This window comes from Streptomyces sp. NPDC001020, from assembly GCF_053599115.1.
Genome location: NZ_JBSFLQ010000006.1, coordinates 216,092 through 239,752 on the forward strand (window position 1 = coordinate 216,092; position 23,661 = coordinate 239,752).

Below are 23,661 nucleotides of genomic sequence, written 5' to 3' on the forward strand. Positions count from 1 at the left end.
CCCTGCGACGACATCCCTAGGTCGGCTGGGGCGGTGCCGTCATCGTCGAGTTCTGACCCTCTACGATCGATCGCCGCCGTGGCCGCAGATCCGGTGACGTCCGCCGTGCACTGCCGCGTACCCTGACGGGCGGGGCGCGGCGGCGGCCCGATCGAGTCGCGCGATCGCGGCCCGGCCCGCCGATGAGTGTGCATCGTGAACGACCCGGCCGCCCACCAGGGTCAGCTTTACACGGGTGTCACTGATGTCCTCTATCGGGCATTCTGTAATATCACGGTCAAGCACGATCAGATCTGCAGCCAGGCCCGGCCGGACCGTTCCCGTAAGCCGATCCATGCGGAGCTGCCATGCCGTTCCGTGTGTGTGCATCCGTAGCGCCGATGTACGGCTCAACCCCTCCAACTCCCGGTAGAGCGGCCCCTCGCCCTCCGCGCCTGTGCGGTCGATCGCCGTACGGATCTGGTTCCACACCTGCAGCGGGTCCACCGGCCAGTCCGAGCCGCCCGAGAGTCGGGCTCCGTGCCTCTCCAAGGAGCGGGCAGGGTACATCCAGCGGTGACGTTTCGGCCCGATGTACGGCAGGAGGGCGTCCATTGTCCACACGTCCTGTTCCGCCCACTGGAGCTGCATGCAGGCCACCACATCCAGCGCGGCGAACCTCCCCAGATCAGCCGGATCCACCAACTGCAGGTGGGCGATGGTGTTCCGGGCATCGCGCAGCCCGGTCGTGCGCCGGGCGTACGCGTACCCGTCGAGCGCCGTACGCACCGCTCGGTCACCGAGCCCGTGCGCATGCATCTGCCAGCCGGCCCGGTTGAAGACCGAGGTCAGCCGCCCATAATCTCGCCCGGAGACATAGAGCTCACCCCGGTTGTCCGTCGGATGGCCGGAACCGTCCAAATAGGGCGCCAGGAGCGCCGCCGTTTGCGCCGGGTATTCGATCACCCCGTCCAGGAACACCTTGGCCGTCCCGAACCGCAGCCCAGGTACGTGGCGAAAAGAGCGCTGCAGCCCGCGTGCATACTCAAGCGCCGCAGCCGGGTCCTTCGCCAGGTCGGCATCGATCCTGATCGCGGGAACGATCCGCTGCGGCAACGCTTTTGCTTCCGTCAAGGTTTGATAGGTCGACAGTTCATTGCGTCCGACCATCGCGTCCATCATCGTGGTCACGCCGGAGGCCGCCGCCTGGGCAAGGACCCGGGAGCAGGCGGCGACCAGATCTGCCTCACTTGGCTCCGGGATGTGGCGAGTCACCAGTGGCTGGGCGTCGTCCTTGAGTACCCCGCTGGGCCGCCCGTCCGGTCCCTTCACGATCTTCCCGCCCACCGGATCGGGGGTCGCCGCGGTGATGCCGGCGATCTCCAGAGCACGGGCGTTGACCCAGATGTTGTGGCCGTCGCCCCCGAGGAGGGCGATCGGGCGGCGCGTCGGGAGGGCATCGAGCAGGGAGTGATGGGGGAGGCTGCCCTGCGGAAGGAGCCCGATCGGGTTCCAGTCCGAGACCACCAGCCAACCGTCGGGCTCCTGGTCGGCCGTGTCCTTGAGGAAACCGGTGAGGATCTCCTGGAGTTCCTCGGCCGTCGTCTCGGCGCCCTCCAAAGAGGGGCGAAGCGCGCGGTCGCCGGCGGAGAGTGGGTGTACATGACCGTCGTGGATGCCGCTCATCACGGTCGCCCCGCGCGCGTCGACGATCTCGGTGTTGCGTCCGATGAGACGGCGCAGGTCGCGGCTTCGGCCGACGGCGAGGATCCGGCCATCGTGTCCGACCGCCACTGCCTCGCAAGGTCGGCCGCCGGGGAGCCCGGTGAACACCCGTGCGTTATGAACGACCAAGGCTGCGGCACTGCGATGCGCGGCCGCTGCGGGGCCGGCCGCCGCACCCAACAGTCCGGCGGCCCCCGCGGCAAGCACGGTCCGCCGGACGAGCGAAGAAGTCATGACCACTCCAAAGGCTGTGCTGTATTGGCTGTGGCCGGACCCTCTTTGATTAACGCCGTAACCAGAACCCGTCCGCGACGACGGAATTCGTACGATGACGTCATGCCTGGGCCCACCCTCGCCGACATCGCTCGCGCCGCGGAAGTCTCCACCGCCACCGTCTCGCATGCCCTCAACGGCACTGGCCGGCTCACCGACTCCACACGCCGCCGGGTCCGCGAAGTGGCCACCACACTCGGCTACGGCTCCCAGCGGACTCCACGGACAGCGAACACCCTGGGCGTGGCCGTCACCACCTACGGCGGATCGGCCTGGAACTTCCTCGAAGTCCCCTACTTCGCCCGGCTGCTCACCACCGCCACCGCCACCGCGCACGCCCACGGCTACGCCCTGACGATCCTCCCCACCGCCTATGGAGCCGAGACGCCTTGGCACACTCTCACCGTCGACGGCATGCTGCTCCTCGACAGCCCCACCGACGACCCGGTACTACGTGCGCTGCGCGCCCGCGGCATCCCGCTCGTCTTCGACGGCCGCCCCATCGATCCGCGGCCCGGGGACGTCTGGGTCGACAACGACCACACCGCCACCACCCGCGAGGTCCTCGCTCACCTGGCCGCCTCGGGCGCCCGGCAGATCGCCCTGCAGGCCGGGTACGGTGACGAGCACTACACCCAGGCCGTCACCCGCGCGTACGAGCAGTGGTGCCACGAGCACGGCCGCACGCCCCAGGTTTTGGCCTTCGACCCGTACGACACGTCGGGCCACAGCTTCGACGCGGTCTTCACCGCCCGCGCCTGCGACGCTGTCTACACGGTCTATGACCCCGGCGGCCACCAGGTCCTGGCCGCAGCGGCCCGCCACGGTATACGGATCCCCGACGACCTCCGTCTCGTCTGTGTCAGCGAGGACCCGGCCTACGCCGAGACCGATCCGCCAGTGAGCACCGTGACCCTCAACCCCTCGACGATTGCCAAGACCGCGGTGACGGCCCTGGTCTCGCGGCTGTTGTCCACCGCCCCGCCGCCACCCCCTGGCGCTCTGACGGTCCCAGCAGTACTCCGCCCTCGCCGCTCCTCACACCGCCAGGCCCCGCCCAGCTCGATGTGACACTGCACGATCACGGGCGAGTGCGGGCGTGTCCGGGTTCTCCGGCCCGGGGGATCAATCGAATCGTGGTCGGCGCAAGATTGATCATGGTTCGGTGGTGGCCCCGAGGGCGTCGACACGGTTCGCGTACGCTACCCGCAACTCGGAGCGCGCCTGGCGCGCCATCGCAGTCGGTGGCGGGGGCGATGCCGGAGGGACGGCGGTGCCGTACGACACCGCCGCTCCCTTCACGTACGAGCCTCCGGGCCTCCCCCCTGATCACCAGGGAATCGCCTCATCGGGCGGCACGGCGGAACGATCTGTCCGTCGGGTCAGTCGCGGACAGCGCCGTTCTCGAGGCGCACCGTGCGTCCGCTGAACCGTCGTTCGAGCATGCGGTCGTGGGAGACGACGACCAGTGCTCCCGCGTAGTGCGACAGGGCCTCTTCGAGGTCCTCCACCAGCGCTGGTGACAGATGGTTCGTCGGTTCGTCGAGCACCAGCAGATCGACGGGGTCGTGCAGGAGACGGGCCAGGGCGAGCCGCCGGCGCTGGCCGACGGACAGCCTGCCGACCGGGGTGGCCAGATCCGAGGGCCGGAAGAGCCCCAGACCGAGGAGCGCCCCGCGGTGTCGCTCGAGATCGCCGGGCAGGCCCTCGCCGAACGCGTCCAGGAGGCTGAGTTCCGGCGCGGTGACCGGTGTCTCCTGTGGCAGCCAGCCGGTGCGCGCCGGACGCGTGCTCGTGCCCCGGTCCGGTTCCAGATCGCCGACCAGCACCCGCAGCAGGGTGCTCTTGCCCGCTCCGTTGGAGCCGGTGATCAGCACGCGCTCCATTGGGCGTACCTCGAAGTCCGGCACACGGAGTCGTTCCGCCACCTCGACCTGGTTCAGCCCGGCGACAACCGAGGTGGCTGTGGAGTCGCCGCCCACGATCCGAGGAGTGAAGCGCATCGGCTTCGGTGGGCGGGGGACCGGGTTCTCCTCCAGCCTGCGCAGCCGCTCTTTGGCGTTGCGCACGCGGGCTGAGATCTGCTTCTCCACACTGCGCTGATGACGGCCGTTCGTCCGGTCGGTATTGCTCCGTGGCCCGGCGGCCAGGTTGTCTGCCGCGGCGCGTACCAGTTCGCGTTGGCGGGCCAGATCCTCCTTCCACTCCTGGTGCTGCTGCTCCCAGCGCAGCCGCAGGGCCGCCTTGGCCTTCAAGTAGCCGGTGTAGCCGCCGCTGTGGCGGTGGACCGTGTGCCGCTCGGCGTCCACGTCCCACAGGGCCGTGGCCACCCGCTCCAGGAAGACGCGGTCGTGGGAGACGACCAGGATGGTGCCACGGTGGGAACGCAGGTGTTCCTCGAGCCATTCCAGCGCGGCCCGGTCCAGGTGGTTGGTGGGCTCGTCGAGCAGCATCAGCTGCGGTGCGGCGGCGAGCACACAGGCCAGCCCGAGCCGGGCCTGCTCGCCGCCGGACAGGCTGGTCAGCCGCCGGGTGGTGTCCACGGAGGCCAGGCCCAGACCGTGCAGGGCGGCCTGCACCCGGGCGTCGGCCGCGTAGCCGTCCCGGGCCTCGAACGCTTCCGTGAGATCGCCGTACTCGGCCAGCAGGTCAGCGAGTTCGTCGCCGTCCGCCTCGGCCATGGCAGCCTCGCAGCGGCGCAGTTCGTGCTCCAGCGTGCGCAACTCGGCGAGGGCGTGGTCGATGGCGTCCTGCACCGTGCCGTCCGGCGCAAGTTCGAGGGTCTGCGGAAGGTAGCCGGTACCGCCGGGCGCGCGCACCAGCACCCGGCCCGCGTCGGGCTTGTCCAGTCCGGCGAGCAGGCGCAGCAGGGTGGACTTGCCGGAGCCGTTCTCTCCGATGATGCCGATGCGTTCGCCCAGGGTCACGGACTGGTGCACCCCGTCCAGTAGACGGCGGGTGCCGCGGGCGTGCTGGATGTCGTCCAGTACTACCTGGAAACCGCTCGGCGACGGAGTGCTCGGTTCCGGTCGGCGTTCCTCGATGAGCGAGGTGCCGGTGTTCGAAGGGGACGAGTGAAGAAGGCCGTTCGTAGAAGAGGAGTTGCGCATGGATTCGCACGCCGTTTCATCCGAGGTCCGAAAGAGTCGACCGAGGGGGAGTACTGCTCGAACGGGGGCCGGAGGCAGGCATGACCGCATGGCGCAAGACAGGAGATTGTCGTGAATGCCAGTGCGGGGCTTGAACGGCGGAAGAACGGACCGCTGGAGAAGCGGCACTCGCCGTGCCTGTGGCGCCCGGAGCTGGAACTGCCCGGGGGACGGCGTCAGATGTAGTAGAAGCCTGCGGCGGCGAAAGAGATATTCACGGCATGAGATCTTAGCAGAGTGCTGTCGGGTGGACGAGGTGATATGTGGGAGGACTCCAGCCAAGTGACGTTCGTCCAGCGGCAGTTGGCGCTGATGCCGTCAGCGCTTCAAAGAGCCGTTATCGTGCGCTGCGGATCTTGAGAACGTATGCCGCAGTAAGTGCGACGGCACGGTCTTCGTCATGTGACAGATCAGCAAGGGCACGTGACGTGGTGATTCCCGGGATCTCCGCGAGCGCCTGTGTCAGCCGTCGACGTGCAGGCGCCTCAACGGTGCCGCGGGCGAGGCGGTCAACGAGCCTGGTGGCTATCTGATCCGCCAACGCGGGATCACTCGCCAGTACGCTCAGCGCGTCGGCCGCGTCGACCTCGTTCGTCTCCTCGACGACCATATCGATGAGCGTCGGAACCGCGTCGGCTACTCCACGTGTGCCAAGCGCCAGAGCTGCACACCTGCGGACCACGATGTCGGGATTCGTGATCGCGTCCTGCAGCAGTGCTGTCGCCTCACTGTTCGGAATCTCCGCGATGGACTGGACGGCACGTTTCCGTACCTCGGCCACTGGTGAGCCGAGGCCCTCCGCCAACAGTGCCACACCACCGTCGTCCGACTGCGCCAAAGCCCACCGAAGGGCTCCGGCGACGATCGGGTCCGTCTCGCTCAGCGCTGCCTCGACCAGAGCTTCCACCGGCACCGGAACCGCCTCGACCGAGGACAAGGCCGCGCGCTGGCGCTTCCCGGCGCTCTCCGACTTCAACGCCTTGAGGAGTGAGACGGTCTGGAGGACGTCCTCCCAGCCGGTGGGCTCAGCGGCACCGATCCGACAGAGTCGCGTGAGCAGCTCCGTCTCGCCTGCGATACGTTCTCGCGTCTGGCGGATGAGGTCGTCGACAAGCTCTGAGGGCGTGAAGCCGGGTTCATCGAGCGCACGACTGACTTCACGCAGCGACAGCCCCAACGACCGCAGGCTCTCGATATGGAAGATGCGCCGGACGTCCTCGCTGGAGTACTCGCGATAGCCGGCATCGGTACGACCCGTTGGCCGCACCAGGCCGAGCGATTCGTAATGCCTGAGCATGCGGGCACTGACCCCGGACCGTCGTGCCACATCACCGATCAACACCGCCTGTCACTCCTTCCTGGCCGGTCGTGCCGAGGGCTACGACACGCTTCGCCTCCTCGATCGCGAACTCGAAACCGGCATCCGGATCGCGCAACAGCCGTTCCGTGGCGATCGCGTGCTCGCGAACGCGAGGGTCGAGATCCATCATCGCAGCGCGCAGAGTCGGCGTAATCACCTCACCGAGTGCGACCAGCGCCCGGCTGAGGCTCAGCTGCGTCTCACGCTCGCCGCGCCCGAACTGCGTCGACAACGTCGTCGCCAGCTCGGGTTCTTCGCCTTCGGGCACGAGTACGACCGCCGCCCGCCAGGCGCTCCGCGCCACCTCGTCTTCAGCGTCGGACAGAAGCGCCTTTGTGATTGCCGGCCACGCTTGACGGTCCCCGATCTTGGACAGCGTGTGCAACGCCTGGCTTCGTGCCTGCGCACACTCGGAGCGGACCTCATCCAGCAGCTTGGGCACCGTCATTGACGCCGAGTGGCGGGTGAGTGCCCACGTAAGCATTTCGCGCACGTGGAATTCGGGTTCGATCGCGCATCGTTCGATGAGCTTGCCGACGAACCGCCGGTCAGGGTCCGTGCCGGCCGCCAGCGCTGCGCGCAGCCGCACTGACGAGAGGCCGTCCTCAAGCCCCTTGAGAACTCGAAGCGTGTTCGTGTCCTGTTCCAGCATGGTCATCGGGACCACCTCCTTGACACAGTGAAGACCTTGTCACTGTGTCAAGGTCAAGCGGGCCCTCCCACTGGGTCGGCAGCCGAGGATGCCGCGGAGGCATTGCGGGAACGGTCACCACCCGGTCCGCCCGCCAGACCAACGTCCGCGGGCGGCAGAGCCGGTCGGGCCGGTCGGCCCTCAGGTCCCGGTCGACAGGTTCCGGTGGACGGGTGGCCGCCGACTCCGGGATCCGCCGAGATTCGCCGGGATCGGCTCGTTGTTGCGCCGGGCGGCACGGTTGGCGAGCGAAGTCACCCGGTTGACGAGTCGCGAGTCAAGGCGTTCGCACGCGTCGACTCCCGAGAGGCCGGGTACCGGCCCGCTTCCTTCGTCGGCCGACGGCAGTAGCCGGTCGACGAGGGAGAGGATCCGGCCGGTGGTGGCAGGAGCCAACCCGTGCAATCGTATGGCGGCCTTCGCGGCCGGAGTCAGGACGACTTCGGGACGGCCGCGTTCGGCGGCTCGCACGACCGCTCGAGCCGCGCGCTCCGCGTTCATGGACAGTAGAGGCATGCCCGCACCGGTAGCGAACCACGCGTACTCCCGCTCGGCCTTCCCACCGAACCGCGCGGCGAAGTGGGAACCAGTGCGCATCAGCCCCGGGAGCACAGTGGTGACCCTGATACCGGCGGGGGCCAGCTCCGCTCGCAGGCCCTCACTGAATCCGGTGGCCGCGAACTTCGCCGCCGCATAAGGCAGCAGATGCGGGACGGCGATGCGACCTCCGAGGGAGGTGATGTTGACGATCCGGCCGGTCCCGCGCGACCGCATCCCCGGCAGCACGGCGAGGGCCATCCTCAGCTGCGCGAAGAACATCACCTCCATGGCCTCGCGGAAGTCCTGCTCGGTCATCGTCTCGATCGGCCCGACCTGGATGTTCCCCGCGTTGTTGACGAGGACGTCGACGCGGCCGTAGGACTCCTGGGCAGCGGCGACCAAACGGTCGGGCGCCGTGCTGTCGGTGAGGTCGGCCACCATCGAGTGCACCTGGCCGCCCATGGCACGTAGTTCTTCCTCGGCTCGATGCAGTTCGTCGGCGTCCCGGGCGCAGATGAGCAGTCGGCATCCCCGTCCGACCAACTCGCGGGCGATGAGCAGCCCAAGTCCTCGCGACCCGCCTGTGACCAGTGCGGAGAGCCCGTTCAGTGGGCTTTTCACGGTGCCCATTCTTCCGCTCCCTTCGCTTGTGTACGACCGTGTTGCACGCGTGACGGAGGGGAGGTGAGACGGCGCCAGGACTCCTCGCAACTGCTCTGCCCGTCTGCCGTCTCTCCGTCCCCGTCAGCTCAACAGTCGTGCGGCCACCGTCAGGTCCGACACCAGCCCGGCGTACAGCTCCGCCCGGTCCGCGTCGTCGGCCCGCAGGATGGCGGACGGATGGATGGTGGCCACCAGCGTTCCTTCGCCCGAGTCACCGTCGAGCGACGGCATCGGCTGGGGCACCCCACGCTCCTTGGACACACGGAACGAGGAACCGAGCAGCGCTTTGCCCGCGGTAGCGCCCAACGCGACCACCACATCGGGCTCGACGAGTCGTAGCTCCGCGGCGAGCCAGGGTCGGCACGCGGTCATCTCGCGCAGGCTCGGCGGCTTGTGGATACGACGTTTGCCGCGGGGCGAGACCTCGAACTTGAAGTGTTTGACGGCATTGGTGACATACGTTTCGGTGGGGTCGATCCCTGCCTCGTCGATCGCCCGCATCAGCACGCCGCCCGCCGGGCCGACGAACGGCTGTCCTCTGCGATCCTCCTGGTCGCCCGGTTGCTCGCCGATGAGCATCACGCGGGCCGATGCGTCGCCCGAGCTGAACACCGTCTGCGTGGCCCTCTGGTACAGCGGACAGCCGCGGCAGCCCGCCGCTGCCTCGCGCAGCGTGCGAAGATCCGCGTCCTCGGGGACATACGGGCCGGCGTCGTAGTCCTCGGGCCCGTGAGAGCGCTTTGGATGTGCCACGTTCGTCTCCGCATGAGTGCGTCAGAGCCTGACCGGGCGGGTACGCGGAAGGGGCCGGTCACCTAGTCACGGGCCTTGCGGGTGCGGGACCGGTTCTCCTTGCGGATGGCTTCCAGAAGCCCGGCCTTGTCCATCCTTGAGCGACCGCTGATGTCAAGCCGTTTGGCCGTGTCGTACAGGTGCTGCTTCGAGGCCTGCTCGTCGACTCCTTCTCCGCTGCGCCCACCCACCTGCCGTGGGCGTGCCGACTGCGGGTCGGAGGGGCCGCGACGCCCCTTCTCCTTGCGCTCCCAGTGGTCGCCTGTTTTCTCGTAGGAGTGCTTGAGTGCGCCGTAGGCGACGCGGTGGGCCCGTTCGCCCTCGCCGTACTGCTCCACCGCGGAGTCGTGGGCCTTGATCCATGTGCGCTGCGCAGCCTTGGGCGAGCGTTGCAGCGTCGACGGGAGTTCTTCGCGTCCCGGCACAGCACTCACCTCCTCGTCGTCGGCTGAGGTCCGGGTGCCCGTGTTTCCGTGACGGAAACGGACACATGGCGTCGTCGGCGTCCGAACTCGGTGTGCGCCGCTTCGGTCGCGCCTCAGCCGACGTAGCGGCGGGCGCGGGAGGACTTCTGTGGTGCCTCCAGCAGGCGTGTGATCATGGTGATGCGGTCCTCAGCCACATCGATCGCCCCGCTGTGGTCGTCCGGGGTTTCGTCCGTCCCTCTGGGCGGGCGAGCTGCGCCCGCCCGCCCTTTCTCACGACATCACGTCGGTGGTCACTCCTCACCGAAGACGGCCTTGCTCACCTCGGCCGGGTTCTCGTAGGTCTTTTTCCGCAGGTGGGAGAGTTCTTCTGTGATCTCCTTGGAAGCGTGGTTGCGTTTGGCGCACTCCACCAGCGATTCGCGGTCGGTCGGGTAGTCGGTTCCCGAGAGGGCCTTCTGCAGATCGACAGGGCTCACGCGTGCCATGCCTACCTCCCGATGTCGTCGAAGATCGTCACAGCTTCCGACAGTTCTGGGGTACCCCCGGCGGGGCAGACCAGTCGCCGTATCTCCCTTGATTTCCTGACTGCTGTCCTTGTTTCCCGGTTGCGCGGGGCCGCGCGCCGGAGGGCTCCCGGTAATTCCCTGATTCTCTTCCGGGCGCGTCCGGGTGTGTGGATCCGGTTCGCACGGGTACGCGGCAAAAGGACCTGGAGAACGCTCTCATCTCGGATTCGCCCCCAGGCGCGGTAAGGAGGCCCAGGGGACGTGACTTCCGGCGGATGAGGAGGACATGATGGCCGGAACCCATGAAGAACTGCCGGACGAAGGTCTCTCCGTTCCGGAGGACACCCGGATGGCTGCCGGTGCCACACCGCCCGCCGAGTCACACTTTTCCGAACTCGGCCCTCCGCAGGAAGCCCCGCGGAGGGGCTGGCGCCCGACACCCATGACACCGGTCCTGGTGGTGTTCGTCCTCGTCCTGCTTCTGGTGGTGGCGCTGGCGATCTGGAAGGCCGTGGGGTGAGGACGCGTACCGGCCGTAGAGGAAGGGGTGAGCCAACGCCTGCTTCCTGATGGCGTCTTCGACGGCGGTGACGTCGGTGTCCCGCGTCGTGCGCTACCACGACAGCTCTTCGCTCGCCGACATGAAGGAGCCAGCATGACTTCGGAAGCCTCGAGTTCCCAGCCGCGGAACCACGACGACAAGGACCGGCAACTCGACAGCTTCCGCGCGGCACCTGAGTCCGACGCCCTTACCACGGACCAGGGAGTGCGGGTCGACGACACGGACAACGCATTGCGCGCCGGTGAGCGCGGCCCAACGCTGCTGGAGGACTTCCACAACAGGGAGAAGCTCACTCACTTCGACCACGAGCGTATTCCGGAGCGAGTCGTGCACGCCCGTGGCTCCGGGGCGTACGGCCACTTCGAGCCGTACGAGTCGCTGGCCGAGTACACATGTGCGGACTTCCTCCAGGAGCCGGGGCGTAGGACTCCGGTGTTCGTGCGCTTCTCCACCGTTCAGGGCCCGCGCGGCTCGGCGGACACCGTGCGGGATGTGCGTGGCTTCGCGACGAAGTTCTACACGCGCGAGGGCAACTACGACCTGGTGGGCAACAACTTCCCGGTGTTCTTCATCCAGGACGCCATCAAGTTCCCGGACTTCGTGCACGCGGTGAAGATGGAACCGCGCAACGAGATGCCCACCGGTGCCTCCGCGCACGACACCTTCTGGGACTTCTGCTCGCTGCAACCGGAGTCCACCCACATGCTGATGTGGTTGATGTCCGACCGGGCCATCCCGCGCAGCTTCCGGATGATGCAGGGATTCGGTGTACACACCTTCCGGCTGGTCAACGCCGCTGGTCGCGGGACGCTCGTCAAGTTCCACTGGAAGCCGCTGCTCGGTGTCAACTCGCTGGTGTGGGACGAGGCGCAGATCGCGGCCGGCCGGGACCCCGACTTCAACCGCCGGGACCTGTGGGACGCGATCGAGTCGGGCAACTACCCGGAGTACGAACTGGGTGTGCAGTTGGTGGCCGAGGAGGACGAGCACGCCTTCGACTTCGATCTCCTGGACGCCACCAAGATCATCCCCGAGGAGCAGGTGCCGGTGCGGCCCATAGGGCGCATGGTGCTCGACCGCAATCCGCAGAACTTCTTCGCCGAGACCGAACAGGTCGCCTTCCACACCGCCAACGTCGTTCCCGGCATCGACTTCACCAACGACCCGCTGCTCCAGGGGCGCAACTTCTCCTACCTGGACACCCAGTTGATCCGGTTGGGCGGCCCCAACTTCTCCCAACTGCCGGTCAACAGGCCCGTCGCCGACGTCAACACCAACCATCGTGACGGCTACGGCCAGCAGGTCATACAGCCCGGGGACAGCTACTTCCCGAACTCGCTGAGCGGTGGCTGTCCGGCGCACGCGGGGGCGGGCGAACTGAGCGGTGTCTTCCGGCACTACCAGGAGCAGGTGGCGGGCGAGAAGATCCGGGTGCGCAGCGAGAGCTTCAAGGACCACTACAGCCAGGCCACGTTGTTCTGGAACAGCATGTCCGACTGGGAGAAGGCACACATCGTCGAGGCGTTCCGGTTCGAACTGGGCAAGGTCGTCTCCGGTGAGGTGCGCGAGCGCATGGTGGCGAACCTGGCCCAGGTGCACGGCGATCTGTCCAGCGCTGTGGCGGCGGGCCTGGGACTGCCGGCCCCGCAACCGGCATCCGCCATCCCGACCTCAGCGTCGCCGGCGCTGAGCCAGGAGAACCTCGCCGGCGACGGTGGCATCAAGACGCGCAAGGTCGCCGTGCTGGCGGCGGACGGCACCGATGTGGAGTACGTCGAAGCGGTGCGCGGCAAGCTGACCGAAGCGGGAGCCGTGGTCGAGGTCCTGGCGGCCAACGAGGGCAGCGTGCACGGCGACGACCGTGCGGTGCTGGACGTGGACCGAGCCCTACCGACGATGGGGTCCGTGCTGTACGACGCTCTGCTGGTACCCGGGGGCAAGCAGGCCGTGCAGACCCTGTTGGCCGACCCCGCCGCGGTGCGGTTCGTGGAGGAGAGCTACCGCCACGGCAAGGCGCTCGCGGTCCAGAACGAAGGCGAACAACTGCTGGTCGCCGCCAGGGTGCCGCCCGAGGTGATGAGTTCTTCCGGGGCCGAGCAGGGTGTGGTCAGCGGTGACAGCGCCGAGGAGGTCGCCGACGCCTTCGTCTCCGCGATCGGACGGCACCGCTTCATGCGGCGTCCAGGTCTGATCAATCCGGGAGCCGTCGACTGAGCGGAGCGCGACCAGTCCGCCGCTTCGTCCGTCCATGTGACGGCAGACACATCAAGGGGGACAGCCGGTCGGCCGCGTGCCGACCGGTTTCTCGCTGCGTGTGAGCAACCGCACTTCCCCTGCCAAGCCCCTTTGTTCGACGGGAGATTGGAGCGGTCCGCGCACTGCCGACGCGCAGTGCGCTCTTCCGGTGCCCGGCAGGCGTCTGTGAGACTTCCGGCAGACCCCTGCCGCTCTCACCGCCGAGAGCCGCGCGAACGCCTCACCGACGTGCCGCCGCGTCAATAGCGCCGACCGGGATACCGCCTAGTGCCAGCCGTTGAACCCAGCTCTGTCCAGCCGACCACAGACCTCCCCGAAGACAGAAAGTCCGCGGTCGACCGCCCGGAACGTTCACCCTGGCGCTGCCTGCGCAGTCGCAGCATGCGCTGGTGGTCCACGGCGAACCTGTTCTCCAACCTCGGCACCTGGATGCAGCTGACCGTCCAGAACCTCCTGGTGCTGCACCTGACCGGTTCGGCCGCGATGACCGGACTTTCGCTGTCCGTCCAAGCGGCCCCCGGCCTGCTGGTGGGACCGCTCGGGGGCGCCGTTGTCGACGCCTGGCCGCGCAAACTGACGGCGGCGGTCAGCCAGGCGGTCTTGGGCGCGATGGCGTTCACCACCGCCGCCCTGGTGGCATTCAACATGCTCAGTGTGCCGGTGCTGATGGTGATGGCCGCGATCACGGGCCTGGTGGCGACGGTCGACGGACCGGCCACCTCACTGCTGGGTAATGATCTGGTGCCGGAGAGTGATGTTCCCTCCGCCATCGCGCTGGGTTCCGTGGTGCACAGCGTCGGGCGCCTGGCCGGAACCGCGCTCGCGGGAGTCACCATCGCGGTGGTCGGGCAGGCCGGGGCCTATGTCGTCAACGGGCTGTCGTTCCTGTTCGTCTCCGCGGTGATCCCCTTCCTGCGCCCGGCGGCACGGGAACGGCAGGTCCTGCCGACCACACCGCTGAGCGGGAGCGCGCCCGCCGAGCCGAGCATGGGGCTGCGTGAGGGGCTGGCGTTCTTCGTCCGCCGCCGTCGACTCCTCGCGCTGGCGGTGATCACGGCGGTCAGCGCCGTACTGGGTCGCAACTACGCCCTGACGCTGGCCACGCTCGTCACCGGTCCCCTGCACGGTGGACCGGCGGCCTACGGCCTGGTCTCCACCGTCCTGGCGGTCGGCGGCACCGCCGGTGCGGTGCTCGCCGGGCGGCTGCGGCGTCCCTCGGTCCGGCTGGTCGCGCTCATGGCGGCCGTCGGTGGTCTGCTGCAGGTCGTCGTCGGGTGCGCCCCGCTGCTGCTCCTGGTCCTCGTGGTGGTCGTCCCGATGGCGATCGTGGAGTCGGTCTCCGACACCGCGGCAACCACGATCCTGCAGCTCGATCCGCCCGCGCACATGCGAGGCCGGGTCCTGGGCGTGTGGAACAGCATCAGCACCGGCTGGGGACTCGCAGGCCCGCCGGCGCTCGGTCTGCTCATCCAGGTCGCGGGTGCGCGTGGCGCGCTGATCGCGGGCGGCCTGATCATTGCGGGCGTGATCGGCGCGGGTGCCTTGGCCCACGGCCGCCGCGAGCGCGTATCGCCGGTACCGACTCGAGCGGCGTTCCTCACCGCGTCCTAGGCGCAACGGCCCGAAGGTCGCGTTCCAGCCAGGTCGGCACGACCCTTCGGCGCAGCAGCGCGCTGGGCAGTCGGCACAGTGCTTCGGTCAGGGCCTGACGAGCCTGGGGATCCCGGAGAGCGTCGCGAGCCGCGCGTGCGGTGAGCGCGGCGGCGCACGACCAGGACCTGCGCAGGTAGGCCGTCAGAAGTTCGTTGCGGCGAACGCGTGCCGCTCGGCCCGGGCGGGGGCAGTCGCCGGGGTCGTGCCGGGCGGTGATGTGTGGGCAGTGGGCGACCCCCCAGCCGCGCGCGGTCAGATCGATGGCCAGCAGCGCCTCCTCACCGCCGAAGTGCAGCAGCGGATGGAAACCTCCGGCGTCCACGAACGCCGCCCGGCGCACGATGCTGGCGCAGGCGAGGAAGCCGAGTACGGAAGGGCCGGGCAGGTCGGGTGCGGTGCCGAGAGGGGAGGAGGCCAGCACGGCATTGAGGGGGTCGGGCTGCTCGCCGGTGCCGACGTGGATGGCCGCCGCCAGCAGACCGAGCCGCGGATGGGCGTCGAAGGTGGCGACAGCACGAGGCAGGGCGTCCGGCTCCCACCACGAGTCGTCGTCGCTGAACGCCACGTAGCGGCTGTCGAGCAACGCGACGCCGTGATTGCGGGCGACAGCTCCCTCGTTCCGGGACAGTCTCAGTAGCCGCACGTCGGGGAAGGCGGCACCGACCGCCGCCGACGTCCCGTCGGTGGAGGCGTTGTCCACCACCATGATCGGCGGCCGACCGGGTAGCTCGTCCAGCCGGTCGAGCGTGGCCAGCAACTGGGCCCGCCGGTTGCGTGTGATCACCACGATGCCGACGTCGGGGCGTTGCCGGGATGTGCCCGTCATCAGTCGCCCCCGGCGGTCGGTCGCGGCACGCGAAACGGACCGGACGGCAATGCGTCCACGGCATCCAACACCTCGTCGACGGTGATGCGTAGGAGTCGTTCGTCCGGCCGCTGCCCGTGGGCGTCCCCCGGACGCCCCTCGCCGTCCGGATCGCCGTGCCACAGCACCCGATGGGGCCCGTCGGCGGGCGGTCCCCAAAGCCGTGGATGGACCGGACCGAAGAGCACCACAGACGGAGTGCGCAGCGCGCTGGCCAGATGGGCCAGCCCGGTGTCTCCTACGACGACCGCCGTGGCGGCGCTGATCAGCGCCGCCAACTGGTTGAACGGAATGCCCCGCTCCCCACCGACCACGCTTCCGTCCGGCAGCCCCGCCCGGGTGGCGACGGAGTGCGCCAACGGCGCTTCCGCCGCGCCCGCGGTGATGACGACGCGATGGCCGCGGCGATGGAGCGCGTGCGCCACCGCAGCGAACCGCTCGGCCGGCCAACGGCGGGCGGCTGCCTCCGCGCCAGGGTGGACCACGATCGCTCCCGGCGCTGACGTTCTCGCCGGGGGAGACGCGATCACGAGGTCACCAGGGTCCGCTGGGATGCCGTACCACTCCAGCAGACGGCACCAACGAAGCCTTTCGTGCTCGTCGGGATGCCAGGGCGGTCCACAGGGCTCGGCGTAGGCGAGCAGTGCCGACGGGCGTAGGGCTCTCAATGGCAGACAGCTCAGGGGGCCGTTTCCGTGCAGGTCGACGGCGATGTCCGGGGGGTGGCCGTCCCAGGACAGCCGGCCCGGAACCGAGCGTTCCGGTGCCGTGGTCGGCAGCAACCGATGGACGGTCCCGGTGAGGGCGACCGCGTCGGCCAGTTCGAGCGGACACGCCAGGGTGATGCGGTGGTCCGGCAGGCGGTGCCGCAGGGCGCGCAACGCGGGCACCGCGGCCAGCAGGTCGCCGAGACCGAGCGCCCGAAGCACCAGGACCTGACGCACGGGTGGGCCTTCGGGCCCACCGCGGGCCATCGCGATCAACGCGCTACTCGTTTCGTACCGCGGCGGCGGCGGCGCGCAGGGCGAGTTCGGTGGTGGAACGGCCGTCCACGTACGGCAGGACCAGAGCCTGGCCGCCCCAGGCGCGCAGGATCCCGGCCTCCGGCAGCGCTTCCGCGGTGTAGTCTCCGCCCTTCACCCAGACATCGGGTTTCAGTTTGCGCAGCAGTTCGTTGGGCACGTCCTCGTCGAAGACGGCCACCGCGTCCACACAGCGCAGCGCACCGAGCACTCGGGCACGGTCCGCCGCCGGCACCAGTGGTCGTCCCGGCCCCTTCAGGCGGGTCACCGAGGCGTCGCCGTTCACACACACGATGAGGCAGTCGCCTGCCCTGCGCGCCGACTCCAGCAGCCTCACGTGTCCCACATGCAGCAGGTCGAAACAGCCGCCCGCGGCGACGACGGTTCCTCCTCCAGCACGCACCGACCTCGCCAGGGCGAACGGATCCGCGATATCGGCTACCGACCCGGCCCGCGTCAGCCGCGGCGTGCGCCACAGCGCAGGATTCCCGGCGCCGCCCTGTGCGACGAAGTCCGTGGCGGCGGTCACCGCGCACTGCACCGCCTCCTCGATCAGCCCTCCGTCAGCCAGCGCCGTACCAGCGGTGGCGGCGAAGCAGTCACCGGCACCGCACGGATCGCCCGCCACCTGATGCCGGACGGGCAGCAGCATGGGCGACGCGCTGCCGCGGCTGAGCAGCGCACCACGCTCACCCAGGGTGATGACCACGGCGGCCGCCTGCCAGCGGTCGCACAGGGCGTCGGCGCGGTCGGCGTACTGACGCAGCAGGTTGCCGTCGGCGACGGCCACCAGATGCTCGGTGAAGGCACGCGCCTCCACGGCGTTGGGGGTCGCCAGGCGCACTCCGGGTACCGGCGCGCCGCCGCGCGGATGCGGATCCCAGACCATCGGTACCCGCTGGGCGGCTTCGGTGAGCAGCGCTCTCAGAGAGCCGACGGTGCCCTGGCCGTAGTCGGACACGAGCACGGCTCCGGCGCCCGCGATCGCCTGGCGTGCGGCTTCCGTCGGCTCGCCCGGAGTGCCTCCACCGTCGTCGAGCCGCGTCAGCGGCCTGCCACTCGCCCTCACCCGGGTCTTGACCGGGACGGTGCCGTGCAGCGGGAACTCGACGATCCGGACACGGTCGGCGAGCAGGGTACGCAACTCGTCGTCGGCTTCGCTCCGGCCCAGCGCCGTGACCAGGACGACCTCGCGCCCGTCGTGAGCGGCGAGCGCCGCGGCCAGGCCCGCACCCCCCGGCCGGGCCTGTACGCCATGGACCTCCACCACCGGTGCCGGGGCGTCGGGGGCGAGTCTGGTCGCCTGCCCGTCGATGTCGCGGTCCAGCAGCGCGTCACCCACGACAACCAGCGGCCGTTTCGTCATCAGTGACTCCCCGGGTGCAGGAGGATCTTGGTCGCACCGTCCGCCTTCTTCTGGAAGATCTCGTACGCCTTGGGGGCGTCCTCCAACGGCATGTGGTGGCTCGCGAACGTGTCCACGCCCAGGGGGTCGGCGTCGGTGAGCAGAGGGAGGATCTCGTCGGTCCAGCGGCGGACGTTGGCCTGACCCATGCGCAGCTGAAGCTGTTTGTCGAACATGGTCATCATCGGCAGCGGATCGGCGGTACCGCCGTAGACCCCGCTGACCGAGATCGTCCCGCCTCGGCGCACCATGGCGATGGCCAGGTGCAGCGCGCTCAGCCGGTCCACTCCCGCCTTCTGTGTCAGCCACGCCGCCCAGCTCTGGGGGAGCAGCCCGACCGCCGTCTGCGCCAGGGCACCCGCGTGGCCGCCGGATGCCTCGGTTCCCACTGCGTCGATGACCGAGTCGGGACCGCGGCCCGAGGTGAGGTCCCGGACCGCGTCGACCAGTTCTTCTTGACTGTCGAACGTTTCCAGGTCGAGGACGGTCACGCCATCACGTCGGCAGCCGTCGAGCCGTTCAGGGACACGGTCCACACCGATGACGGTGGCCGCGCCGAGGTGGCGGGCGACCCTGCAGGCCATGCGGCCGATCGGGCCCAACCCCAGGACGGCGAGCGTGCCCCCCTCGGGCAGCCCGGCGTACTGCACGGCCTGCCAGGCGGTGGGCAGAACGTCCGACAGATAGACGAACCGGTCGTCGGGCGGCCCGTCCGGGACCTTGATCGGTCCGAACTGGGCCTGCGGAACTCGGAGGTACTCGGCCTGCGCGCCGGGTACCGCGCCGTAGAGCTTGGTGTAGCCGAAGATCGCGGCCCCCATCCCCTCCGCCTTGACCTGCGTGGTCTCGCACTGGGTCGGGAGCCCCTGACTGCACATGAAGCAGCTGCCGCACGCGATCTGGAACGGGACCACGACCCGGTCGCCCGCCTTGAGGGCGGTTACCCCGGAGCCGACTTCTTCCACGATGCCCATCGGCTCGTGTCCCAGGATGTCGCCCTCGGTCATGAAAGGGGTGAGCACCTCGTACAGGTGCAGATCCGAGCCGCACAAGCCGCTCGACGTGATACGTACGATCGCGTCCAGCGGTTCCTCGATCATGGGATCCGGGACCGAGTCCACCCGGACATCACGCTTGCCGTGCCATACGGTTGCCCGCATGGTGTCACCTCCCGTCTGCGCTTGTCGGACCTGGTCGACGGTTCGAGTGGCTGTTGAGTGGGCGTACCGAGACGCTCTCGTCGGTTGTGGCGCCGGCCACCGCCGCGTCGAACGACTCGCAGAGCAGATGCAGGGCGACCAGATGAGCTTCCTGCACGGTCGCGGTCTGTTCGGCGTTGACCCCCAGCGCGGCATCCGCCCGGGTGGCCAGCGGGTTGGGCCGCGGTCCGGTCATCGCCCATACGACCAGGTCGCCGGCGTGCGCGGCGTCGGCGGCCCGTAGCAGATTCGGGCTGCGCCCAGAGGTGGACATCAGGACCAGTACGTCACCGGGGCGGCCGTGCGCGGCCACCTGCCGTGCGAACAACTCGTCGAACCCGTAGTCGTTGCCGATGGCGGTCACACTCGAGGTTTCGGCGTGCAGGGAGATCGCCGAGAACGGGGGGCGATCGGTGCGGTAGCGACCGACCAGTTCCGCCGTCAGGTGCTGTGCCTGTGCGGCGCTGCCGCCGTTCCCCGCGGCCAGCAGTCGCCCTCCGCGGGACAGGACGCCCGCCAGCAGGCGCCCCCATCCGGCGAGCAGTGGAGCGTGTTCGCGGCGCAGTTCCACCAGAGCTCTGTGCAGGACCAGGCAGTGCTCGGTGGCCGGGTCCGTGCCGTTGCGCCGTTCGGGGTCCCGGATGCCCGCGGTGTTGTCGGATGACGGTCTCATCGTGCCGTCCCGGAGTCGGTGGCCTGGGCCCGGACGGCCTGTTCCCTCGGGGCGGTGACCAAGGCCTCGTCGTAGACGCGTTCGGTTTCCGCCGCCACCCGGTCCCAGCTGAACCGTCTGAGCACGCGACGTCGTCCGGCAGCGCCGTAGGCGGCCCGCAGTCGCGCCGATCCGAGCAACTCCCTCGCACTGTTGGCAAGTTCGATGACGCTCGCCGGCGTGACCAGCCGTCCGGTGGTGCCATGGGCGACCGTGTCCAGGTGGCCTCCGACCGCACTGGCGACCACCGGCACCGCACAGGCCATCGCCTCGAGGGGTGTGATGCCGAACGGTTCGTACACCGACGGACACAGCACCAGATCGGCGCTGCGCAGCAGAGCGGGCATGTCCTCGCGTGGTACGCCGCCCAGCATGACGACCCGGTCGCCGACCCCGGCCTCGGCAGCCAGTTTCGTCAGCCGTCTGGCCTCCGGATCGCCCGCCAGTCGTGCCAGCGGGGGGCCACCCGCGACAAGCAGTTCCGCTGTGGGGATCCTAGCGAGTGCGGTGACCGCCAGGTCCGTGCCCTTGCGCGGAACCAGCCGCCCGACCTGAAGCAGCCGCGGCCACCTGTGCCGTTCCGCCTCCACGCCATCGGGGACGAAGCGGTTGACGTCCACGCCGCAGGGCACCACCCGGACGTGTTCCGCCGGGATTCCCATGGCGTGCAGTTCGCGTACCTCGTCGCGGCAGGTGGCGATGATGCGGTGGCATGCGTGTCCGACGGCCGTCTCGAGGCTGATCCGGTTCGTCGGGCTGGTGTCGGCGGCGCCTTGATGGCGGCGCTTGACAGTGCCCAGTGCGTGGTAGGTGTGCACAACGGGGACGCCGAGGTCGCGGGTTCCACGCAGCGCGGCCAAGCCGGACATCCAGAAGTGGGAGTGCACCAGTTCTGGTGGGTCCTGTGACCAGTAGCGCTCCAGATAGATGCCGAACTCACCCATGTAGGGCAGTAGTTCGTCCTTGGGTATTCGTTGTGGTGGCCCAGCCGGTACGTGGTGCACGATGACACCGTCCCGCAGCGGAACCTCGGTGGGCAGGCTTCTCTGGTCCCGCCGGGTGTAGACGGTGACCTCGTGTCCCCGGTCGGCGAGCGCTCCGGCGAGCGCCGCCACATGCACGTTCTGCCCGCCCGCGTCCACCTCGCCCAGTACGGACAGAGGGCTGGCGTGTTCGGAGACGAGAGCGACCTTCAGCTGCGTCATCGACGGCTCACCTCTTCCTCCAGCACACGGTCCCAGTCGGACAGGAACCGCTTCAGCCCGTACCGCTCCAGCGCCACCTGACGTGCCCGCCTTCCGTCCGCGATCGCGATGTCGCGATCGCGGACGTAGGTGCGCACGGCGTTCACCAGCTCCTCGGGCTCGGTGGAGACGACGCCCGCCCCTGGCGGAACCGCGCGTACCACCTCGGTGGTGGCGAGAGCGACCACAGGCATGCCCAGGTGCATGGCTTCGAGCAGGGACAACCCCAGCGAGGTCCAGCGCACCGGGTGGACGTACACCCGGCGCTCGGCCAGCGCGGTGTGCAGCCCGGCCTGCGGAAGGTCACTGGTACGGCAGCGGTCCGCCGACAGACCGAGGTGCGCGGCAAGGCCCTCGGTGCGCATGCCGAACACGTCGAGCACCGCGGCCTCGCAGAACCGCGGCAGCAGATCGGTGCCGGTGGTGCGGCCACGTCTGATGGGTTCGTTGACCACCACCGCCGCGTGCGGCAGGCGGCCGGTGTAGCGGTGACCGGGGTCCGGGATGCCGTGTTCGATGACTTCCGTACGGGTGCCGCCGTTGTCCCAGAACAGCCTGTTGAAGTGACTGACGTGGACCAGCCTCACATCGTCGCGGTCGGCCATCGGATGGCGGGTGTCGGGCACTTGGCCGTGTGGTGCGTTGTGTTCGAGGTAGACGGTGGGGATGTCCCTGCCCGTGCGCCGTCCCAGCCATCGCCGTACCAGCTCCTCTTCATGGGGCCGCTGGAGCACCACCACGTCCGGTTCGGCCTTCGCCAGGAGATCCGGCGGCAGTTCCCTGACCGACTCCGGCCAGGAGAAGGTCCGTGCGCGTCCGAGGCCGTCCGGTCCCCGGTCCGGCGTCACCGGGAGCAGATAGGTGTGCGGTCCCCGGACGAACGCCGTCATCCAGGAGCCGTGAACATGCCATAGCAGGATTCTCACGCGATCACCTCCCGGGCCGGTGGCCGGTTCGTCCGCCGGTTCGGGGAAGCGATAAGCCGGCCCACGGCCTCGACGATCTCCTGGGGGGTGATGGAGTCCAGGCACGGATGGCCGGGCACCGGGCAACGACGAGCCCGGGTGCCGACGCAGGCCGCTCTCTGCCGACCGAGAATCACATGCGGCACCCCGTAGGGCCGCCAACACTCGACGGGCACCACGGGGGAGAACAACGAGACGACGGGGGTGCGCACAGCCGCCGCGAGGTGGGCGGGTCCGGTGTTGCCCACGACGACGGCGTCCGCACCGGCCAGCACACCGGCCAACTCGGCGAGCCCCGTCCGGCCACCCAGGTCGAGGGCACAATCGTGGGCGACCGCCGCCGTGAGCGCCTTCTCGTCCGGACTGCCCGTGACGACGACCCGGTGACCCGCGACGGTCAGGGCACGCACCACCGAAGTCATCCGCCCCCAACTGGGCATACGTGCCGGGACGGATGCGCCGGGGTGGACGACCACATAGGCGCCGGATCCAGTCAGCGTTCGGGCGCTCGGTGGGGTCAGGACCCTCAGTCGGCCGTCGTCGCCGCGCGGCAGCGCAAAGCCGTCGGCCACCGCGAGGTCCAGCGCCGCCTGGACCTCGTGTCGTCCGGGAGCCCTCTGGTGCCGCAGGTCGAGCAGGCTGCCCGGGTAGTCCTCACTGTCGGCGGCGATCCGTGGTACACCCGCCATGCGCAGCAACAACGCCGCCGGAAGAGGACTTTGGTGAAACGAGGTCAGGATCAGCGCGCGGTCGAAGCGGCGGAGCGCGAGGACGCGCAGGAGTTCACGCACCCCCTCGGGGCACAACTCCGGTGGGTCGTAGCCGACCCAGGGAGCCTCCCACACCAGCACCTCGTCCACGTCGGGCAGCAGCCGAGCGGCGGCCGCTCCCTGGGGTCCGCACAGCATCGTGACGCTGCTGGATCCGGCGGCCACCGCGCGCACGGCCGGGCCGGCGAGCAGGACGTCGCCGAGGTTGTCCAGGCGGAGCACCAAGGTCCTCATCGGGCGACCTCCCGACCGGACGTCGGCCCGCCCCCCAGCAGCCCCCGCACGGCCGCCGACACCGTAGGAGCCGTCTCGACGGCGGCAGCCACCTCGTCCGGGTCGGTCTGTTCGTTCGGCACCAGAATGCCGCGGACACCGGCGGCGCGGGCGGCGTCGACGTCGGCCCCGATGTCCCCGATCACCGCGGTTCGTTCGTGCTCTACGCCCAACAGCGCCACAGCGGTGTGGATCAGCCCTGGGGCGGGCTTGCGACAACGGCAGCCGTCGTGGGGCGCGTGCGGGCAGATCACCCAGATGTCGAACGGCCCGAGCAACGTCTCCACACGTCGCCGCACCGCGTCGACGTCCGCCCGCGTGAGCAGTCCACGGGCGATACCGGACTGGTTGCTGACGACGCCCAGGAGGATGCCGTGGCGGCGCAGCGCCGACAGGGCTCGGCGCGCCCCGGGCATCGGCCGCACCAGATCGGGGGCAGCGTTGTACGGCACGTCCTCGATGAGTGTGCCGTCACGGTCGAAGAGCACGGCGGTCGGCAGGGCGGCGGGGACGGCGCGGGCAGTCCTGGGCCGAGGACGGTGGGCGAGGACCAGCGGCGGATCTTCCCGATGGGCCGCCGCCCGTGTCGCCGCTCCCGGCCCGGCGCCAGGTGCCATCAACATCTGCGA

At 69.5% G+C, this 23,661-nt stretch carries 21 protein-coding genes; 4 read left to right on the forward strand and 17 right to left on the reverse strand.

The annotated features are described in order from the left end of the window. Positions 1 to 60: 60 nt before the first annotated feature. Positions 61 to 1,938 (reverse strand): amidohydrolase, encoded by a 1,878-nt coding sequence (locus ACWDEX_RS07875; RefSeq protein ID WP_450462379.1) that lies wholly within the window; start codon positions 1,936 to 1,938, stop codon positions 61 to 63. A gap of 102 nt (positions 1,939 to 2,040) precedes the next feature. On the opposite strand from ACWDEX_RS07875, the gene ACWDEX_RS07880 reads away from it, so the two are divergent. After that, positions 2,041 to 3,048 carry a LacI family DNA-binding transcriptional regulator gene (locus ACWDEX_RS07880; protein ID WP_450462380.1) on the forward strand — a complete coding sequence of 336 codons (1,008 nt, stop codon included), beginning with the start codon at positions 2,041 to 2,043 and terminating at the stop codon, positions 3,046 to 3,048. 311 nt (positions 3,049 to 3,359) lie between these two features. Here the strand turns inward: ACWDEX_RS07880 and ACWDEX_RS07885 are convergent, their stop codons facing one another. The 7 genes from ACWDEX_RS07885 to ACWDEX_RS07915 all read right to left on the reverse strand — a co-directional run bounded on the left by ACWDEX_RS07885 (position 3,360) and on the right by ACWDEX_RS07915 (position 10,085). Continuing rightward, positions 3,360 to 5,087, reverse strand: a complete 1,728-nt coding sequence (locus tag ACWDEX_RS07885) for a TlrC/CarA/OleB/SrmB family ABC-F type ribosomal protection protein (protein WP_450462381.1) — start codon at positions 5,085 to 5,087, stop codon at positions 3,360 to 3,362. Between the two features lie 376 nt (positions 5,088 to 5,463). Then, positions 5,464 to 6,468: a MerR family transcriptional regulator gene (locus ACWDEX_RS07890; RefSeq protein WP_450462382.1), complete on the reverse strand. Its 1,005-nt coding sequence runs from the start codon at positions 6,466 to 6,468 to the stop codon at positions 5,464 to 5,466. Next, positions 6,455 to 7,144, reverse strand: a complete 690-nt coding sequence (locus ACWDEX_RS07895) for a HEAT repeat domain-containing protein (RefSeq protein ID WP_450462383.1) — start codon at positions 7,142 to 7,144, stop codon at positions 6,455 to 6,457. The genes ACWDEX_RS07890 and ACWDEX_RS07895 overlap by 14 nt, the downstream gene beginning before the upstream one ends. Positions 7,145 to 7,318: 174 nt before the next feature. Continuing rightward, a complete protein-coding gene (locus ACWDEX_RS07900; RefSeq protein WP_450462384.1) occupies positions 7,319 to 8,347 on the reverse strand; it encodes an SDR family NAD(P)-dependent oxidoreductase in 1,029 nt (342 codons plus the stop codon). A gap of 114 nt (positions 8,348 to 8,461) precedes the next feature. Further along, positions 8,462 to 9,133 (reverse strand): UdgX family uracil-DNA binding protein, encoded by a 672-nt coding sequence (locus ACWDEX_RS07905; RefSeq protein WP_450462385.1) that lies wholly within the window; start codon positions 9,131 to 9,133, stop codon positions 8,462 to 8,464. A gap of 62 nt (positions 9,134 to 9,195) precedes the next feature. Continuing rightward, complete coding sequence (locus tag ACWDEX_RS07910) at positions 9,196 to 9,597, reverse strand: ChaB family protein (protein WP_450462386.1); 402 nt, start codon at positions 9,595 to 9,597, stop codon at positions 9,196 to 9,198. 293 nt (positions 9,598 to 9,890) lie between these two features. Beyond that, complete coding sequence (locus tag ACWDEX_RS07915) at positions 9,891 to 10,085, reverse strand: DUF2795 domain-containing protein (RefSeq protein WP_450462387.1); 195 nt, start codon at positions 10,083 to 10,085, stop codon at positions 9,891 to 9,893. A 310-nt stretch (positions 10,086 to 10,395) separates the two neighbouring features. On the opposite strand from ACWDEX_RS07915, the gene ACWDEX_RS07920 reads away from it, so the two are divergent. The 3 genes from ACWDEX_RS07920 (at position 10,396) to ACWDEX_RS07930 (ending at position 14,535) form a co-directional block, all read left to right on the forward strand. Beyond that, complete coding sequence (locus tag ACWDEX_RS07920; protein ID WP_450462388.1) at positions 10,396 to 10,626, forward strand: DUF6480 family protein; 231 nt, start codon at positions 10,396 to 10,398, stop codon at positions 10,624 to 10,626. 135 nt (positions 10,627 to 10,761) lie between these two features. After that, positions 10,762 to 12,882, forward strand: a complete 2,121-nt coding sequence (locus ACWDEX_RS07925; protein WP_450462389.1) for a catalase — start codon at positions 10,762 to 10,764, stop codon at positions 12,880 to 12,882. A 309-nt stretch (positions 12,883 to 13,191) separates the two neighbouring features. Continuing rightward, a complete protein-coding gene (locus ACWDEX_RS07930; RefSeq protein ID WP_450462390.1) occupies positions 13,192 to 14,535 on the forward strand; it encodes an MFS transporter in 1,344 nt (447 codons plus the stop codon). Here the strand turns inward: ACWDEX_RS07930 and ACWDEX_RS07935 are convergent. Genes ACWDEX_RS07935 through ACWDEX_RS07975 form a run of 9 tightly spaced genes read right to left on the reverse strand, consistent with a single transcriptional unit; the run spans position 14,522 to position 23,655 of the window. Next, positions 14,522 to 15,403: a glycosyltransferase family 2 protein gene (locus ACWDEX_RS07935; protein WP_450462391.1), complete on the reverse strand. Its 882-nt coding sequence runs from the start codon at positions 15,401 to 15,403 to the stop codon at positions 14,522 to 14,524. The two genes, ACWDEX_RS07930 and ACWDEX_RS07935, sit on opposite strands and share 14 nt — an antisense overlap. Then, positions 15,403 to 16,386 carry a glycosyltransferase family 9 protein gene (locus ACWDEX_RS07940; protein WP_450462392.1) on the reverse strand — a complete coding sequence of 328 codons (984 nt, stop codon included), beginning with the start codon at positions 16,384 to 16,386 and terminating at the stop codon, positions 15,403 to 15,405. Before ACWDEX_RS07940 ends, ACWDEX_RS07935 begins: the two co-directional genes overlap by 1 nt. Positions 16,387 to 16,429: 43 nt before the next feature. Further along, complete coding sequence (locus ACWDEX_RS07945; RefSeq protein ID WP_450462393.1) at positions 16,430 to 17,830, reverse strand: PfkB family carbohydrate kinase; 1,401 nt, start codon at positions 17,828 to 17,830, stop codon at positions 16,430 to 16,432. Further along, the gene (locus tag ACWDEX_RS07950) at positions 17,830 to 19,029 is read right to left on the reverse strand and encodes a zinc-dependent alcohol dehydrogenase (RefSeq protein ID WP_450462394.1); all 1,200 of its coding nucleotides are present in this window, start codon (positions 19,027 to 19,029) and stop codon (positions 17,830 to 17,832) included. Before ACWDEX_RS07950 ends, ACWDEX_RS07945 begins: the two co-directional genes overlap by 1 nt. A gap of 4 nt (positions 19,030 to 19,033) precedes the next feature. Next, entirely contained in the window at positions 19,034 to 19,741 is a 708-nt protein-coding gene (locus ACWDEX_RS07955) for a D-sedoheptulose-7-phosphate isomerase (RefSeq protein ID WP_450462395.1), read from the reverse strand. After that, complete coding sequence (locus ACWDEX_RS07960; protein WP_450462396.1) at positions 19,738 to 20,985, reverse strand: glycosyltransferase; 1,248 nt, start codon at positions 20,983 to 20,985, stop codon at positions 19,738 to 19,740. Before ACWDEX_RS07960 ends, ACWDEX_RS07955 begins: the two co-directional genes overlap by 4 nt. Further along, entirely contained in the window at positions 20,982 to 21,950 is a 969-nt protein-coding gene (locus ACWDEX_RS07965) for a glycosyltransferase (RefSeq protein ID WP_450462397.1), read from the reverse strand. Before ACWDEX_RS07965 ends, ACWDEX_RS07960 begins: the two co-directional genes overlap by 4 nt. Continuing rightward, on the reverse strand, positions 21,947 to 22,993 hold the full coding sequence (locus ACWDEX_RS07970) for a glycosyltransferase family 9 protein (protein WP_450462398.1): 1,047 nt from the start codon (positions 22,991 to 22,993) through the stop codon (positions 21,947 to 21,949). The genes ACWDEX_RS07965 and ACWDEX_RS07970 overlap by 4 nt, the downstream gene beginning before the upstream one ends. Next, positions 22,990 to 23,655: a D-glycero-alpha-D-manno-heptose-1,7-bisphosphate 7-phosphatase gene (locus tag ACWDEX_RS07975; RefSeq protein ID WP_450462399.1), complete on the reverse strand. Its 666-nt coding sequence runs from the start codon at positions 23,653 to 23,655 to the stop codon at positions 22,990 to 22,992. The genes ACWDEX_RS07970 and ACWDEX_RS07975 overlap by 4 nt, the downstream gene beginning before the upstream one ends. Positions 23,656 to 23,661 lie beyond the last annotated feature (6 nt).